Annotated in this window: 8 protein-coding genes; 1 reads left to right on the forward strand and 7 read right to left on the reverse strand. The window is 41.6% G+C overall.

Annotated features, from left to right (window positions below; all coding sequences use genetic code 11):
• Positions 1-13: 13 nt before the first annotated feature.
• From ACUNWA_RS00475 to ACUNWA_RS00505, 7 genes are all read right to left on the reverse strand, one after another.
• A complete protein-coding gene (locus ACUNWA_RS00475; protein WP_445589904.1) occupies positions 14-2134 on the reverse strand; it encodes a GH92 family glycosyl hydrolase in 2121 nt (706 codons plus the stop codon).
• A 2-nt stretch (positions 2135-2136) separates the two neighbouring features.
• Entirely contained in the window at positions 2137-3840 is a 1704-nt protein-coding gene (locus tag ACUNWA_RS00480) for a hypothetical protein (protein ID WP_445589905.1), read from the reverse strand.
• Positions 3841-3923: 83 nt separating this feature from the next.
• Entirely contained in the window at positions 3924-6209 is a 2286-nt protein-coding gene (locus ACUNWA_RS00485) for a GH92 family glycosyl hydrolase (protein WP_445589906.1), read from the reverse strand.
• 222 nt (positions 6210-6431) lie between these two features.
• Entirely contained in the window at positions 6432-8054 is a 1623-nt protein-coding gene (locus tag ACUNWA_RS00490; protein ID WP_445589907.1) for a DUF4998 domain-containing protein, read from the reverse strand.
• A gap of 18 nt (positions 8055-8072) precedes the next feature.
• Entirely contained in the window at positions 8073-9281 is a 1209-nt protein-coding gene (locus ACUNWA_RS00495) for a DUF5000 domain-containing lipoprotein (protein ID WP_445589908.1), read from the reverse strand.
• Between the two features lie 48 nt (positions 9282-9329).
• Positions 9330-11258: a RagB/SusD family nutrient uptake outer membrane protein gene (locus ACUNWA_RS00500; protein ID WP_445589909.1), complete on the reverse strand. Its 1929-nt coding sequence runs from the start codon at positions 11256-11258 to the stop codon at positions 9330-9332.
• Positions 11259-11267: 9 nt separating this feature from the next.
• Positions 11268-14489, reverse strand: a complete 3222-nt coding sequence (locus ACUNWA_RS00505; RefSeq protein WP_445589910.1) for a SusC/RagA family TonB-linked outer membrane protein — start codon at positions 14487-14489, stop codon at positions 11268-11270.
• Positions 14490-15593: 1104 nt separating this feature from the next.
• On the opposite strand from ACUNWA_RS00505, the gene ACUNWA_RS00510 reads away from it, so the two are divergent.
• A complete protein-coding gene (locus tag ACUNWA_RS00510) occupies positions 15594-17348 on the forward strand; it encodes a Kelch repeat-containing protein (RefSeq protein ID WP_445589911.1) in 1755 nt (584 codons plus the stop codon).
• Positions 17349-17584 lie beyond the last annotated feature (236 nt).

Consider the following 17584-nt stretch of genomic DNA (forward strand, 5'->3'; position numbering starts at 1 on the left):
ATTTTTAGAAGAATCAATTTAATAAGCCCCAATTTTTTTGAACTTTTTTTGAGGTTTTAAAGTCCAACATTGCTCCATTTTTTAGATCCTTCCAATCTATCCAACTCGATTTATAATTTTCTCCGTTTAACTTTAACGTTTGTATATAATGCTTCTCTACACTACCTCCCGTAATTACTAACTCTCCTTCGGGGAAGTCAATTTTAACCTCTTTGAATTGTGGAGCATTAATTGAAAAAACTCCAACCCCGGGAATCATCGGGTAAATTCCAATTGACGCAAATACATACCATGCGCCCATTGTCCCCAAATCATCGTTTCCAGGTAAACCAAAAGGTTTACTACTGTACATTTCAGTTAATATTCGATGAATTACTTCCGATGTTTTATAGGGAGAATTTGTCCAGTTGTAAATCCAAGGCACCTGGAAGTCGGGCTCGTTGCCTGCTGCAAACCAATCGTCATCGTATCCGGCATCGAGGCGTTTAAAAAGTATGTCGAGGCGTTGTTCAGCCGCATCTTTCCCGCCCATGGTATCTATTAAACATTCGAGGTTAAACGGGACCATCCAAAAGTAATTTTTGTAGGTGCTTTCGCGCCAATCGTCGTGAATTTTTTTCCACTTTCCGTTGGCATGTCTCGATTGCAGCCAATTTTGCTCGGGGTTATACAGGTTTTTCCAGTTTTGCGCGCGGTCCGTAAAAAACAACGCATCGTCGGTATTTCCCAGGGCTTTTTTGGCAAATTGCCCAATGGCGTAATCCGAGCTTGCATATTCCAGAAGCATCGATGCTGGAGCCAGCCCCACTTTAATGTATTCGGCGAGGTGCGGACGGATTTCGTGTTCCTGCGAGCGGAGCAGGGGAATTGTTGCTCCCCGTTTCATGTATTTATAGGCTTTTTCTACATCAAAATTCGTTGCCCCAAAGGCGTACGAATTAGAAATTAAGGTTGGTGTTGCATCTCCTTGCATAATCCCCGTTTCAATATTTGCAAGAATCCATCGCCCGTAGCCACCACATTGGTCGGCAAAATCAATCAGGGATTGCATCATGTCGCTACTTTCTTTTGGGTACAACATGGCAAGCAATTGCGCCTGGGTACGGTAAGTGTCCCAAACACTAAACGAACTGTAAAAATCGCGTCCCTCTTCGGTTTTGTGTACTTTATAATCGGCGCCCATGTATTCGCCATTTACATCGCTTACAATATTTGGATGAATTAAGGAGTGGTACAGGTGCGTGTAAAACTGTACTTTCCGGTCTTCATTGTCAGTTGTTACCGCAATTTTACCCAGGTTTTCGTTCCAGCTCTTTTCTGCTGCAGCGCGGTATTCCTCAAAAGTATCGTGCAACCCGGCTGCTTCGAGGTTTTGTTTTGCATTTTCAACAGAAACAAAAGATATGGCAATGCGGTAAGTTACTTCTTCGTTTTCTTTGGTGTCGAAAGTAAAATAGGCACCGGAGTTTTCGCCGTAGGCATAATCAACCGACTCTAAAAGGGCATGTTTTATCCAAGTACCGCGTTTTTTTGCCGGGCGGTTAAATTCGGCGGCAAAATAAATGCGGTAATTTGTATCGGTTCCACAAAATTCGCCCCCTTCCGAAAAACCTTCGCAGCTATAATCGGAGGTAATTTGCACGCGGGCATTGGTAACAAAAGTTGAATTCACCCCCGCGCCAATTATCACGGTCCCTTCATTGTCATCAAAACAAAACTTTGCTATTCCCGACCGCTCGTTTACGGTAAGTTCCGCCTTGCTTTTGTCTTTCATTTCAACCGAAAGATAACCGGCGTGTGCGTCGTTAATGTTTTCGAATTTGGGGTACCGGTCCATGTTGTTTGGCGAGTGTTTTAAACTGCCGGCAAGGGGAAGAACCGGGAAATTTCCCATGTTTGAGCACCCGGCACCACTTAGCTGTGTAATAACAAAGCCCCTTTGTGGAGAGAAAAAACTGGGTGTAAACTGAACCATCCCAAACGGATAACTTGCACCAATATAATTGTATCCGCAGCCTAAACCACTTCCTTCGCTCCCAATTTTTGTATCAACCAGCTTTGCATAATTTTGAGAAGTGGCGGATACACATGAAAATACGAGCAGTGCTAAAATGCCAAAAAATATTTTTTTCATGTTTATTTATTTTGATTGATTATTTGAAGGGTTTCAGTTTTGTTGTGTTTCATCCTAATTCGCCACAACAGCTCTTCAGGCGAAACCACCTTTATTTCTTTGTTGAGCCGGTTGATGCTCCAGCTCACTGGTTTCACGCCACGTGCAAATTCGCCCGAACTTTCAGGGTTTTCAAATCTAGACCAGGCATGAACAACTGTCCAATCCATTGTTTCTTCATTTTCAGAAGCATGGTTGTTAATGCAGTCGGATACCTTTTCAATATCGCCGCCACCTTCGTATTGCAATCCCTGCCACAGTGAATATTTGGCTGTGACTACCGGTATTTCAATGCCATTTCTGTTTTTTTGCCAAAATACTTCTCCATTTCCTCCGTGGTATGGGGCATATTGTACGGCAATAATTCCAACAATATCTTCCAATTCTTCGGCATATATTTTATAGGCTTTTAAAGCTTCGCGAGAATTTACGTCCATACAGATAAATCCAAATACCTTTACACCGGTGCGTTTTAAATGAATGTTAATTTTCCGGGCAAATTCACGCTGTATTTGTTCCTGCTCCCTGCCTTTTTTGCTGGCAAAATGATCGGGGTATTGATAGCCGCCACCATATTCGATCACCGTAGTATGCGGGGCTTGTGTTTTTGCCATTTCATCGAGCACATCAGGTGCCATCATCGATAAATTTATCGGGCACGATGTAAAACCGATTGGGAATTCACCATGTAAGGGGCTCCCCCAATAATCCTTATTTTTTATAAAAGCCCCAATGCTCCACTGCATATTGTCGCCATCGCTCATTATGAAGCTGTGAAAATGATTGCCTTCGTCGAAGTTAATTGTTCGAGGATCAAGTGTTTTAATCTTTGTAAAACTTGCTGTTTCAGCCCCGGCAGACAGTGTTATTAAATTGGAACACCAATCGCTGGCCGTATTGAACAGGGCGTATTTGGTTGGCAGCCCGGTAAAATCATCTTCGTTTCCATGGTTCCAGCCGACAACCGGCGAAACAGGGTTTGCCCATTCCATTATTTTTTCGGTTGTACGATCAGTTCCATAGGTAACTATTGCCTTGTTTGCTATGGCCAAGTCTGTATTGTTATGGAAGTGGGGGGACATGGTTACTACCATTTTGTTATCCAAATCGTCTTTTAAGTCATCGAAATAATGCTTTCTTGAAATCGGTCTTGCATCAAGCAGCATTGGGATCCCCAGTGCATCCAACTTGCTTTTTTGTTTTTCTTCAACAGCAAGAGCTTGTTTTACCCCTGCATAAGAAACGGCAATATTGTACGAAAAATCCATGTCGGGGGACCAGTTTTCCCGGGGCTCTTCCTTGTAAAGAATATACCCTTTAATAATCCCGCTATTTTTGTAGCGGTCAAGTAATTCCCAAACATCCAACTGTCCCCTTTCCTCAGTGTTCAAACGCACGACCGCTTTTTTATACCAGTTAGCATATTCTCCTCCGGATTCCATCCAGATTAGCTCGTCTGTCAAACCTCTTTTTTGAGCTTGTGCCACAAGACCGGAGAGAGAATGAGCAAGGGCCAGTTCTCCATGTGAAGTACCTTTTTCACACACAATAATTCCTTTTGGCGAAGGTTGTTTTGGCCACCAATAGTCGCTTGTGTTTTTATTTTGGAAGGCTGCAGGTTTGTTGTTTTGGCATGCACAAACTAGCCAAAACAGGACAAAAAACATGAAATACTTATTTGAAAGAATCATTGACTTTAACATTGGTAGGACAGCTAATGGAACTATACTGGTAGCCTATATCCTGTTATTTACTTTTCGTTTGAAAATGAATAGGGGAAGTCAGCTTCGCTGGTTCCACGTTTTTTGTTGGCTTTTTCACCCATCTCAAAATTGATTGTGGCTCCGTTCATCAATTCATCGTAATTAAAATAGTTCTTGCTGTACGATTTTCCGTTCAGCTTGATGGATTGAATGTATCGGTTATCGGCACTATTTTCGGGAGCACTTATTTCAATTGTCTTTCCGTTTTCAAGGCTCACCGTAATCTTCTTAAATAGCGGTGCTCCAATTACATATTCCGGAGTTGCCGGTGCCACCGGGTAAAAGCCCATCGCACTAAACACATACCAGGCCGATGTTTGCCCATTGTCCTCATCACCGCAATAGCCATCCGCCTGAGGCGTATACAGACGATCCATCACCTCGCGCACCCAGTGCTGCGTTTTCCAAGGCTGTCCGGCATAGTTGTACAGGTAAATCATATGCTGAATGGGCTGATTGCCATGCGCGTAGTTGCCCATATTCATGATCTGCATCTCGCGGATTTCATGAATCACCTGACCATAATACGAATCATCAAAGATTGGAGGAACCACAAAAACAGAATCGAGCATGGTGGTAAATTCCTTTTTACCACCCATCAGATCAATCAATCCTTGCATGTCGTGGAAAACCGACCAGGTGTAGTGCCAGCTATTTCCTTCGGTAAAGGCGTCGCCCCATTTAAATGGACTAAATGGTGACTGAAACGAACCATCCTCGTTGCGTCCACGCATCAGGCTACTTTCCTTATCGAATACATTTTTATAGTTCATGGAGCGTTTAGCAAAAATCTCAATCTCGCTTTCCGGTTTGCCTAGTGCTTTACCGAGTTTGTACACACAAAAGTCTGCAAAAGCATATTCGAGTGTGCGGGCAACATTCTCATTGATACCAGCATCATATGGTACATATCCCAATTCATTGTAGTAATCAACGCCATAGCGGCCAACAGAATGAAGTGGCCCCTCATGCGTGGTGTTCTTAACCACCGCGTCCCACAAGGCATCGATGTCGTAGCCACGGGCACCTTTCAAATAAGCATCTGCCACAATGGTAGCCGAGTTGGAACCAATCATGCAATCGCGATGACCGGGGCTTGCCCACTCAGGCAAAAAGCCACTTTCCTTGTAGGTATTGGCCAGACCTTCCTGTATCTTTTCATTCAACGAAGGATACATCAGGTTGAAAAAAGGAAATACAGCCCGGAAAGTATCCCAAAAACCATTGTCGGTGAACATATATCCTGGCAACACTTCGCCATTGTAAGGACTATAGTGTACCACCTCGCCATTGGCATCGTACTCGTAAAACTTGCGGGGGAAAAGCAACACCCGGTATAAAGCAGAATAAAACGTTTTGATTTGGTCATCCGTGCCGCCCTCAACTTTAATGCGCGAAAGCTCCTTGTTCCAAATTGATTCGCCTTTCGCTTTTACTTCATCAAAAGAGTCGTTGCCCAGTTCCTTCAGGTTGCGTTCAGCTTGCTCGTAGCTGATAAACGAAGAGGCCACACGGGCATGAACCTTCTCCCCTTTCCGGGTCTCAAACTGAACGGCTGCACCAGCATGCTCATCTTCCAACTCACTTTTTCCCTTAACCACTTTGTCTTTGCTCCAAACATCGCTGGTAACAAAGGGCTTGTCAAAAACCACCACAAAGTAGTTTTTAAAGTTATCCGGCACACCGCCGCTGTTACGGGTGGTATAGCCTATAATTTTATTTTCAGAAGGAATTAGTTTCACGTACGATCCCTGATCAAATGCATCAACCAAAACGTAGGCATCTCCTGTTTCCGGAAAGGTAAAACGAAACATCGCTGCCCGCTCTGTAGGAGTAATTTCCGTCACCACGTCGTAGTCGGCCAGGTATACTTTATAGTAATGTGGTTTGGCGGTTTCCGCCTTGTGCGAGAACCAACTTCCGCGTTCATGCTCATCAACAACCAACTTGCCGGTCATCGGGAAAAGTGAAAACTGGCCATAATCGTTAATCCACGGGCTGGGTTGGTGTGTTTGTTTGAAGCCGCGTATTTTATTGGCATCGTAGCCATAAACCCATCCATCGCCCATTTTATTGGTTTGTGGGGTCCAAAAATTCATTCCCCAGGGCAAAGCGATGGCCGGGTAGGTATTTCCGTTGGAGAGTTTGAATTCTGAGTCGGTCCCCATCAGCGTATTCACATAGTCAACCGGCTGTCGTTTTTGAGCGTTAACTTCAACTATTAAATAGCTTATAAAAAAAGCAGCCCAAAAAATCACAATTTGTCTCTTCATTATTATTTCATTATTTCATCGATACAAAGCTCAAAATACATCGGTCGGAAGCGACACAATGCAATAATATATTCTGCAATATTTATTCAGCAAGGAAATAATTTATGCTTTTCTTTTTGCTGAAGGTAATCCATGAGGGTTGCCAAATTCGAGCAAAAAGGAGAAAGTAAAAAAGTGATTTCGCGGGATTGCCCCGCAAAATCACTTCAATGAATTTATATCTTATTTATACAGTGTCCATTCCGATAATTGAAACAGACCTCCGCCATTGTTGGCAGTTACTGCTAAAACATAGTATTTGTAAGCAGTGTCAGACTGAATATCAAAGGATAAGGTTTGATTTCTATCTGTGAAGGCATGATCATTTCTCGTATCTAAAACAGTCCAGTCTTGTGCATCATTCGATCCTAATATCATCCAATTTTTTGGATCCCTGTCCGGTGCATCATTAGCAGAAGTTAATGTATACCTGGTTGCAATTTCTGCTTGAGGCAGTTCTTGTTGGATATGTAAAGGAGCTTTATCAGGATAGTCGAAAATTAAGTACTTCGAGTTTAGGTCCCCATCAATAAGCTTCAATGATCCTTCTCCGGCATCGGGCCCGTCAGGGTTCTCGTGGTTTACTGTTAATATGGCGTTTTCAGATAAAGGAATTTGCTGGATGTCCTGCCCCCAGAAAGTCATTTCAGTTAACTGATGTGCGCGTTCGTTGCCTGATTCTGTTCCGAGGCAACGGTACCTGATGTAACGTACACTTGGTCCCACCGGTAGTTCTACTTTTACTCCGGGTAGCTTCGGATCGACAGGGGAGTGGTATAATTTCACCCATCCTTTGTCGAGGAACTCGTTTTCGTCGCTGCCGTTTGTTTCGGCATTTGTAATGTTGTCAATTCCCCACAATTCGAATTCAACCGGGTTGTTTCCGGTAAAGCCTTCTCTAAACCCGAGCTCCACCTGGCGTACTATTGCTTTAACACCTAAATCAACGGTAATGTGTGCAGGTGTCCCACCGGAATTATCTCCAGAGTGATAACTTTCGAAATCACCGATCCAACCCCTTCCGTCGAATAAAAATTGGTTGGGTTCGTTGTTGGTTGTTCCCGGCAGGTCGCTTGGCATCCACACCAAAGAATGCAGACTTTTGTCGAGCAAGCTGAAAGGCGGTGGTGGGAGTTGACTTTCAACAGGATCGAGATAAATGGTGTCGAAACCTAACTCTCCCGAAATAGCAGCAGAAAGAGTTTCGACTTTCCCTAAAGGTTTCCAATTTTCCAATGGTGTTTTCATCTCTTGGTCAGAAACCAATACGCTTGTCATTTCATCGTTGTTGTTCTCGTACTTCAATTGGGTAAAGAGTACAAATTCCGATTCGGTCTGATCTGCCCAGTTTACATAGGTATTTTCATCTTCAAAGGTGATTTCTGTAATCCTCCTTGTTGATTGGGTTGACTTAAAAATATCACCAACAGCCCTTCCGGTAGCCGCTTGGGAAACTGATTGGTTCCCCATGTCGTCGGTTGTATGCAAGGTAAACTCATAGCTTCTCTCTTCTAGGCTATCGACAATTATTTCAAAAGTGTTGCCCACTTCTGCGCCGATAGGAAAAACCCTCGAGTTGCCTTCCCAGGTAACGGTACATTCGTTTGAATTTCCGAGAAAATTGGTTAGGCCTATAATTTTCACCCTTTTGTAACCGGTTAGTACTTCTAAGGAATCTAATTTGCCGGCGTATATTTTTTCGCCCTGCAGGTATTGTTCATGGATCGTTTCCATATCGCTACAACCAAATGTGGTTACAATAAGGAGAACTGCCAATAAGTATATATTTGAAAATCTTGTTTTCATATCTTATAATTTGAAAATTTAATTATTCTGTGTACTGGTTATTTCTCCCCAAAACGAGAGCTCGCCAATAACAGTAACTTGTTGTTCGCCCCAGGTTTCAAGATTCTCAATCCTGATATATCGTACTTCAACCAGGTTTTCAACATCAAATTCAAAATCCTCGCCTTTGTTCTGGAATTCGATATCTTCAGAATTTACCTGCCCGATTGGCAAGCCCGAAGGTTTAAACGACTGGCACTCTTTAAGCAAAGTCCACCCTGCATTAGGATTAGCCGGGTCGTATGGCGGAAGTTCATTAATGTCTAATGTGCCATAAATTTTAAAGCGTTTTGGGTTTCCGTGTTTGTACAATTCGGATCCACCACGTTGGTACAGTTTAAAGCGGCTTAATTTGGCAGTTGTTCCCAGGTCGATTGTTAAGCGGTGGGGTAGTGGCTCGAAGTTAGTGTGCCCGCAATTCCATTGGTCGCTCCAACGGCCATCCCACATTTGCCTTGTATTAAAACCATATTCGTTGAAACTTTTGTCTCCCGAAATTTTAAACACCGAAAACAAACTTTTCTCCAAAAACTCATCAGGAATAGGGATTACTTCAAAATTCACCGTCTCCGACTGGTTGCCCCAACGGTCTTCAACATATACCCCAAAGCGTGTTTTCTCGCTCTTGTACCCACGAAAGCTATAAAAACCAGATGGCTGGCTTGTGAAAAACGATTCTCTGTACACCATTTGATCCTGGATAGAATCGTAAGCCACGAGGTTTAATGAAACCTCAGCCTGCAGGAGATTTTCATAATGAATTTTAATGCCGCCATAATCTACCTCTCCAACAATTGTCGGCAGTATTAATTGTACCGGGGGCTCCAATGGAGATATGCTAATATTAACAGCTGATGAAACATTTTCACCACGGTCAACAGCATAAACTGATACTGGATATTCCCCCATTTCTCCATAGCCTTCAATATTTAGAGAGTCCATAACGGCTGAAGTTTTAACTTCACGTTTGTTGCCTAGATTGTCTTCAAAAGTGGCTTTTACATACAAAACATCGTTGTCGGTAGGGGCAGTAAAGTATATAACTGCGCCCCCGGGTGTATTTATTACTTTGTCGATTGTTACCGGCCCGGGTGCTATACCATCAGATCCGTAGGGTTTATGTTCATCTTCTTCGCAGCCGAAGAACAATGTAATCCCCAACAAGAATATAATAATATGATATTTCATTTTTGTTTTATTAAAGTTATTAAAACAGTTTATTTCTGATTTATTAGCTTACCAGCCCGGGCTTTGTACCAGGTTTGGGTTGCGTAGCATTTCGTTTTGGCTTATTGGCCACAGGTAATCTTTTACGAGAAAATCGCGGTAAAAGATGTTTTTCACCTGATAAAAATCTTTTGTTGCAGCAGCGTAAATATTCCACCCGCGAATAGGTTTATTAAAATATTCGCCCGCCAATTTCCATCGGCGCAAATCCCAGTAGCGATGACCTTCAAAAGCAAGTTCCACCATTCTTTCTTGTCTTATAATGTCGCGCATCCCTTCTTTGGTGGTTGGTTTATTGGGGAATTTCGAGTGTTGTGTCCAAGTGCTTACAAGGTCTGTGCCCTGGTCGAGCCCTGCTTTGTGGCGTACTCGTTGAATGTATTCATATACATCTGCATCGGGGCTGCTTTTCACTTCATTTAAGGCCTCTGCGTACATTAAATACAAATCGCTCATACGGATGATAGGAAAGGTATAGCCTTCTACGGTAATGGTATTTTGCGTGATAATGTTTTCGTAATTAACCAGCTTTTTTGTGAAATACCCGGTAATTGAATAAATCTCAAAACCACTTTTTCCTGAAGGTTGACCTGCTTTAGCATTTAAATATGGAATATCTTCTGGATCTGCCGTCTCCATCGAAAACCATTTCCCCCCATCGAAGCCAACATAGGCATAAAATCGTGGTTCGCGGTAGGTGTGAAGTTTTGCGGTGGTATAGAAATTTTGAATTTTGTATTTATGATCTTCGGCCATTTCATCTTGTACAGTCACCGTATTGTACCTTTGTGCGTAATCCCAGTTAAGGTCTTCATCAATTGGCACTCCATTGGCGGTATAAAAATCTTCGACCATGTTTAGTGTTGGAGCGTGCGATTTTTTAGTTGAACCAAACTGGGCATTGTGGTCGCCTGTCCAACGTGGCTGGCACCAATCTTGCAGTTCGCGGGTCCAATTTGGGCCAACGCCAAAAATCAGTTCTTCGTTAAACCTGTCGGTTATGGTAGCGCGCAGGGTAAGTTCCTGGCGTACTTCATCGCTTATGGTTCCAATAGGCAACAAATCGGTAAAAGCATACAAGCCTTTGCCGGCAGTTTCAGCAGTTTGAATGGCATCTAAACAAGCATCCTTGGCAGCTACCCACTTTTCGGGACTGTATGTTGTGCTTATCAGCTCGTTGCCTTCGTCGTCGGTAAACCCGGCATAATCGGAGTTGCCGTTAAACAAAGGACTGGCTGCCAGCATTAATACTTTTGCTTTTATCGCTTTGGCCGCCGGAAGTGTAAGCCTTCCATTTTCGGTGTGGATAAAAGTAATTTTTTCGGGTAGTGCTTCGCTGTTAATGGCTTCGTCAAGAAGTCCAACTATGTAGTTGGTCACCTCGTCAACCGATTTACGTTTTACATAGGTTTCTTCTGAACTTGCCCCAACATCGATGTTTTTATCCATAATTGGGATGGGACCATACATTCGCATTAACCAGAAATGATAGAAGGCTTTTAAGGTTTTAACTTCAGCAAGCCACTTGTTTTTTTCATTTAAGGCCAGGCCTGGAATATCTTTCAGGCTTTCAAGAAAAATATTACAATCGCGGATGCTTACAAACATATTGTACGCACCTCGTCCGCCTTCCCAATAATTTAAATATGGGTTAAGGCTGTTTTGCATGCCTTTTGCCAATCTCAGACTGGTTTCGTTGTTCATGTAAAAATCCTGTTCGCCGTAGTACCAAATTTCGTCACCTGCAACCAGGGCAAAATTTTGTTCGGGGTGCGCGTGTTCGGGAATATAACTATAGCAGGTAGCCAAAAATTGTTCGGCTGAAGCCCTAGTGTTAAAGGCTATTTCGATTGTTGCTACATTGTCGGGGACAATATCGAGATAGGAGTCGCACCCGACAAAGAAAAATACGATTAGAATAGAAATATATCTTTTCATAGCTTTGTTTTAAAAGTTTACATTTACACCTAGGTTAAATACTTTCTGTATTGGATAGCCTAACCCATTTCCGCCCATCTCAATGTCCCACAATTTAAAACTACTGAACGTTAGCAGGTTGGTTCCACTTAAATAAAACCGCATTGAAGATATTCCAGTCTTACTTATGAGATTAAGCTGAGGAACAGTATAACCAAGTTCTACTGATTTTAGCCTGAGGAAAGCGCCATTTTTCAGGAACCAAGTGCTGAGTTGTTGGTTGTTTTCTACCACTTGGTCCGACAATCTTGGCCAGGCAGCATAAATATTCCTGTTGTCTTCGGACCAATGGTCGTCGGCCCAGACATTTAATAGTGCGTTGTTTCCAATATCGCCACCCCCGCGAACATTTATAAAAGGTGCTGTATTATAGGTATCAATAAAGAAGGAGGAGCGTGCTGATCCCTGGAAGAAAAACGAGAAGTCGAAGCCTTTGTAACCGGCTGATGCTCCAAAACCGTAAATTATTTCAGGATCGGTTGGGTAACCAATTGGCACTATGTCGTTTTCATCTATCCGCCCATCGTCGTTTATATCTTTGTATTTAATATCGCCGGCCATGTATTCTCCAAATGTTTGTAAGGGCGAGTTTGCAATGTCGGCTTCATCAACAAAAAGCCTTTCGGCAATATATCCGTAAGGTTGGTTTAGTGATTGTCCAACCCTGGATCTCCACGGTAAACCTGCGCCTACATAATCGAGTTCTTCATAAACTTCAAATTGACTGGTAGCATAAGTAATATTGCCACGGGCCATAACCCAAAGGTCCTTATTAAAGTTGTGCTTAAGATCGATTGATGCTTCGAACCCTTGAGATGAAGCTTCGCCGATATTTGCTCTTAAAGGAACCTGCAGCCCCATTGAAGATGGTACTTGTGAGCGATCCATTAAGATATTTGACCGGTATTCATGGAAATAATCTGCCTGGATGTCAATTTTATCAAACAGGCCAATTTCAATTCCAATATCAGTCATTTTTGCTTTTTCCCACGAAATCTGTCCGTTACTGTATCTCGAAATGCTTATTCCCGGGATATATTCCAGGTAATTTTGTCCGAAAGTAGTTCCCCTGTTCCCATCGTTCATATTCACTTGCGAGATATAGAAGAAACGGTCGTCTTCGCTGCCAATGGCATCGTTACCCACTAAGCCATAAGTGGCTTTTAGCTTAAATTTGGTTACTACACTGCTTAAAGGCTCCCAGAAATTTTCGTTGGATAAAATCCACCCAAGTCCCATTGAAGGGAAAAAACCAAAGCGTTCTTTCTCTGCAAATCGTTCCGAGCCATTGTACCCGAAATTCATTTCGGCAAAATAGCGGCTATCGTATGCATAGGTAAAACGGCCTGATAGGCCAAGGTTCCGGTATGGTAATGATCGCTGCAAATTACCAGCGTTTGCCAGTTTCAATTCGCGCATAATTCCAACCAACATACCCGTAACAGTATGTTTATCGGCAAAAGTACGGTTGTAGTTTGCTGCACCTTCAAAATAAAACGATGTTGTTATTGTTTTGTCGCCTTCATTGTATTCAAGATACTCGGTGCCTTCGTTTGGGTTTAGTTCAAACAATGAATATTCATCGGTTCCGGCATCGTAATTGGCGATGGAGTAATAAAACGGGTTATATGATCTGTTAACATTAAAAAATGATTCGCGGGTTGTGTTTCCTAAAGCGCGTACAGATAACCCTTTGGTAATAAATTCCAGATCTTGTTTTAATTCAACTACAGCCAGTATGTTGCTCCGGCTTTCATCCTTGTACCCTCTTACCATATCAGCATAGGGATTTAGGTAATCGCCATTTTGGCCTGCATTTCCAAAAAGTATGTGTTGGGTATGCCGGTACCCTGCATCAGGTTCGAAATATTTTGGATATAAAACCGGGTTTGTTTGCAGGGCTTTCTGAAACAATGTTTCACCTCCATCCAAAGGCCCCTCATAGTCATCGAAATTTGCATTGAACCTAACGATAACTTCAGTGGTGGGCGTTACGTTTATGTTTACGTTTGAACGTAACGATATCCGGTTAAATTCCACATTGTTGTTGAAATCATTTTTTTTGTCAACTTTTAAAATCCCTTTGTCGGTGTTTATTGTACTTGCCAAATAGTAGCGTGCAACTTTTCCACCACCGCTGAGGCTAAAGTTGAGCCGGTCGTTAATTGTTTGTTCATCAAACATTTCATCGAACCAGTCAACGGCAGGATAAACAAACTCATTTCTATTGGGTTGCTGGGTCATTCTTATCTTTTCTAATGAATATGCACGCCCTCCCAGCGGATCTCTTGTCAGAATTGCCTCGTTGTGCATTTTCATATAAGTTACGGGGTCGGCAATGTCCACCATTCGAGTAGGGGATGACATCGACTTTTCGTATCGGATATTTAATTTTGCTGGGCCTTCTTTACCTTCTTTGGTAGTAACAAGTATAACTCCATTTGCACCACGTGCACCATATAAAGCGGTAGCGGTTGCATCTTTCATTATCGAGAAGCTGGCGATATCGTCGGGTTGGAGGCGGGCAAGATCGGTCGTTGACAGCTCAATCCCATCAATTAAAATAAGTGGTGATTTTTTATAACCGAAAGTGGTTACTCCACGCACAAAAAATTCAGCGTTATCCTTCCCTGGTTCACCACTTCGCTGGTAAGAGATAATTCCCGGCATTCGTCCAGCTATTGCTGTCGTAAGGTTACTGGCCGGAATCTTTAGCTCTGAGGGGCGTATCGTTGATATGGATGCGATTACACTTTCTTTTTTCTGCTTTCCAAATGCGACAACTGTAACTTCATCAAGCTCATCTGTCTTTTCCGATAAGATGATTTTTAAATCTTGCTGTCCGGTGTAATCAATTACTTGGGGTTCCATACCGATAAACGACACCAAAATTTTGTCGCCTCTACGTACGTCAATAGAGAATTCCCCTTCCACATTGCTTATAGCTCCTCCTGAAGAACCTTCAATTACAATCGTAGCCCCTGGAAGCGGACTGCCTGATTCATCAACTACCCTTCCAGTTAATTTTTCTTTTTGGGCCTGAACATTTTCTCCCGTTACAGTAGTGGGGGCAATTCCTGCTGCACTTAAATGTGTTACCAAAACAATATTGACTACCCAAATTGTTGTGAAAACAGCAAAATGCTTTAACTGCATTCTTCGAAAAGAATTTTTCAAGATGTTTTTTTTCATGAATTTGTATGGTTTGTTTTAAGATAAAAAAGTTTAGCCTGGCACGCTAAAAATTACAATAAGCCAAAAAATCCAGATTTTGATTAGTAGATGCTAAAGGTAAGGCAATGTGGTTAATACTTGAATTAATATGCAGTTAATCCGGGGTTAATGTTTACAATAAAATGCTAACTATGATCGTTTACGCTCAACGCTGTGTTTATATAGCCCAATAAAGCCCCAAAAGTATTTCCCGTAGGTTCAACATGGATATAATCACGTTTGAGATCTATTTTTATCTATATTTACAGGTCGCAAAACTGAATCAGTAAATTAATGAAAACTATCTTCTATTTTGCCTCTATTTTTTTGTGTGTGGTTTCCCTGCAGGTAAAGTCTCAGGGGCTGGGTTTTCTGTCGACACAGAAAAGTACTATTGCAAACAGGACGTCCTACACCGTTTTTGCCAACAGCGCCCCTAGAATCTATAGCGAGTTTACTCTATCTTTCGAACTATCGATACTTGACCCGCAGTCATTTGGGTTTATATGCACCATGGGCGGGGATTCAAAAGCCTTATACTCATTGTCGTATATGAATTCGGAAGATGATGTTTCGTATTTAAAATTAAATCGCGAGGGGGAGAAAAACCTATTGTCCATACCTTTAAATGCTTCTGGATTAGGGAAAGGGAAATGGTTAGGCATACAACTCCAATGTAATGTTGAAGACGATGCTATTCACCTTTTAATTAACAATGAGCTTTATCGGTGCAAAGGAGAAGGTCTAAGAGAATTATTGCTTGATAAACTATTTTTTGGAAAGCATGAGAATATTATCGATATACCATCTTTCGCCATCCGTAATTTAATTGTAAACAACAACAGGCAGAAATATCATTTTACCTTTCATGAAAATACAGGGAATATTGTATCGGAACAGAAAGGAAAACCAATGGGGTGGGTTGATAACCCAAACTGGCTAATAAACGATGCCTTTCATTGGAAACACCGATTTACCTGCACTTATAACGAAATTGTTGTAGTTAATTACGACAATAACAATACCCGCATACTGATCGCCGAAAAAGATTCTATTGCGTTTTTTGACATGGTTAACAATGTGATGGAAAAAGAACCCTATTTGAATAGGATGCCGGTTCCTGTGCGACTTGGCATGAGCTTTCTATTAAACGATCAACTATTTGTATATGAAGTAAATGATGTTTTTGAAGGGTTCCCGTCCATTGCATCAATGGATTTTACTAATTATTTATGGAAATCAAACAGTTCGCTTACACTTGAGAAACAGAGGCATCACCACAATGCATACTTAGATACAGAAAACCAACAATTTTATATTTTCGGTGGATTTGGGAACAAAAGGTTAAGCAGCTCATTCAATCGCTACAACATTGTTAAGGATACTTGGGATACCGTTGACTTTAAAGGTGATGAAGTTAGTCCTCGTTATTTTTCGGGGATGGCAGAGCTAGATAATAATAAACTCCTGCTATTTGGCGGGATTGGGAACGAAACCGGGGATCAAAGTATTGGTAGGAAGTACTACTACGATTGCTACCAAATAGATATTAGAAGCCGCCATATTAAGAAATTATGGGATGTTGACAGGCCCGATATGAACCTTGTATCATCAAGGAACATGATTATTTCCGACGATTCTGCTTCATTTTATACACTTTGCTACCCTGAATATATCCCAAAAACCCATGTAAAACTGCACCAATACAACATTAAAACCGGGGCATTTTCTGTTTTAGGCGATTCGATACCTATCACTTCGGAACGTATACGAACTTACGCAAATTTATACAGTAATACACAGTCGAAAGAATTGTATTGCGTGGTGATGGAAATCTTGGGAGAAAATGATTCAAAGGTTAGTGTGTACTCTATCGATAACCCGCCAGTGCCAGCTGAGGTACTATTTGAACAACCCCAAAAAGAGGAGGGAGGGAGAAGTTTATTTTGGTGGATTATGTATGCCGTTTTGCTTATTTCTACTTTGATAATTTTACGAATTTGGTTTTTAATCAAGCGTAAGAATCAACTGATTGCAAAAAGGCCTGTAAAAAAAGATACGCATCAGCCCATTATTGGTGGCCACATTGACGGTCCACTAAAGAATTCAATGTATATTTTTGGGGTTTTCACCGTTTTCGATAGGCAAGGCACAGACATAACCCACTTGTTTAGCCCGCAAGTGAAGCAACTTTTTTTGTTTATTTTGCTTAAAAGCAGGACAGATGGAGAAGGTGTTACTTCGGAGCATATTTACAACTCTGTTTGGCCAGAAAAGCCCATGAAAAATGCCAAAAACCTGAAAGGGGTTACTTTAAATAAACTACGAAATATATTAGCCGATATTGATGGGATTGAGCTTTTATATGAAAACCAGAGCTTTAGAGTGCAATCCACTACTCCCTTTTATTGCGATTACCTGGAATATAAATTGGCGTACTATGAGCTTAGTAATGAGATAAATGATTTGAATATCGGGCGAATTATAGAAATAACCTCAACAGGTCAATTTTTAAAATCGGTTAACAATGATTATTTTGATCCATTTAAAAAGGAGGTTTCAGATCAAATTATGGGAATTGTACCGATTATTTTAAAGCGGAATTTCGCACAAAGAAACTACTCCAGGACCATTTCAATTGCCTCAATTTTATATCTTGCCGAGGAGCTAAATGAATGCGCCTTTTACTACATTTTGAAGTCGTACCTTCGGCTGGGCGACAAAACGGCCGCGAGAAAACACTATGTTGACTATGCTATTCGCTATGAAAGAATCATGGGAGAGAATTACAACATACCCTACCAGGAAGCAATTTCCAATGCAAAAAAATTTAGATGACGTGAACTTCAGTTAATCTTTTTGAAGCCACACATCATCAATTACAGTTTTTATAGTGTGACTAATGTCCATTCAAATATAGTCTCTCTAGTTTTTCATTGTTTTTCTGCTCGCGTGGCTGATTAAAGATACTTCTTCAAAGACTTTTGCTTCCATTAAGATATTTGATTTGGATGAAGCTCGAAGTGTCCCACTAACTTTAATATGTTTTCCCTTTCTTTTTCATATAATTCCCA

This window comes from Sunxiuqinia sp. sy24 (assembly GCF_052677165.1).

Bases quoted from the DNA above. Each gene is read 5' to 3' on its own strand.
- ACUNWA_RS00475 (WP_445589904.1), bottom strand. From the start codon at position 2,134: ATGAAAAAAATATTTTTTGGCATTTTAGCACTGCTCGTATTTTCATGT.
- ACUNWA_RS00480 (WP_445589905.1), bottom strand. From the start codon at position 3,840: ATGTTTTTTGTCCTGTTTTGGCTAGTTTGTGCATGCCAAAACAACAAA.
- ACUNWA_RS00485 (WP_445589906.1), bottom strand. From the start codon at position 6,209: ATGAAGAGACAAATTGTGATTTTTTGGGCTGCTTTTTTTATAAGCTAT.
- ACUNWA_RS00490 (WP_445589907.1), bottom strand. From the start codon at position 8,054: ATGAAAACAAGATTTTCAAATATATACTTATTGGCAGTTCTCCTTATT.
- ACUNWA_RS00495 (WP_445589908.1), bottom strand. From the start codon at position 9,281: ATGAAATATCATATTATTATATTCTTGTTGGGGATTACATTGTTCTTC.
- ACUNWA_RS00500 (WP_445589909.1), bottom strand. From the start codon at position 11,258: ATGAAAAGATATATTTCTATTCTAATCGTATTTTTCTTTGTCGGGTGC.
- ACUNWA_RS00505 (WP_445589910.1), bottom strand. From the start codon at position 14,489: ATGAAAAAAAACATCTTGAAAAATTCTTTTCGAAGAATGCAGTTAAAG.
- ACUNWA_RS00510 (WP_445589911.1), top strand. From the start codon at position 15,594: ATGGAAAAAGAACCCTATTTGAATAGGATGCCGGTTCCTGTGCGACTT.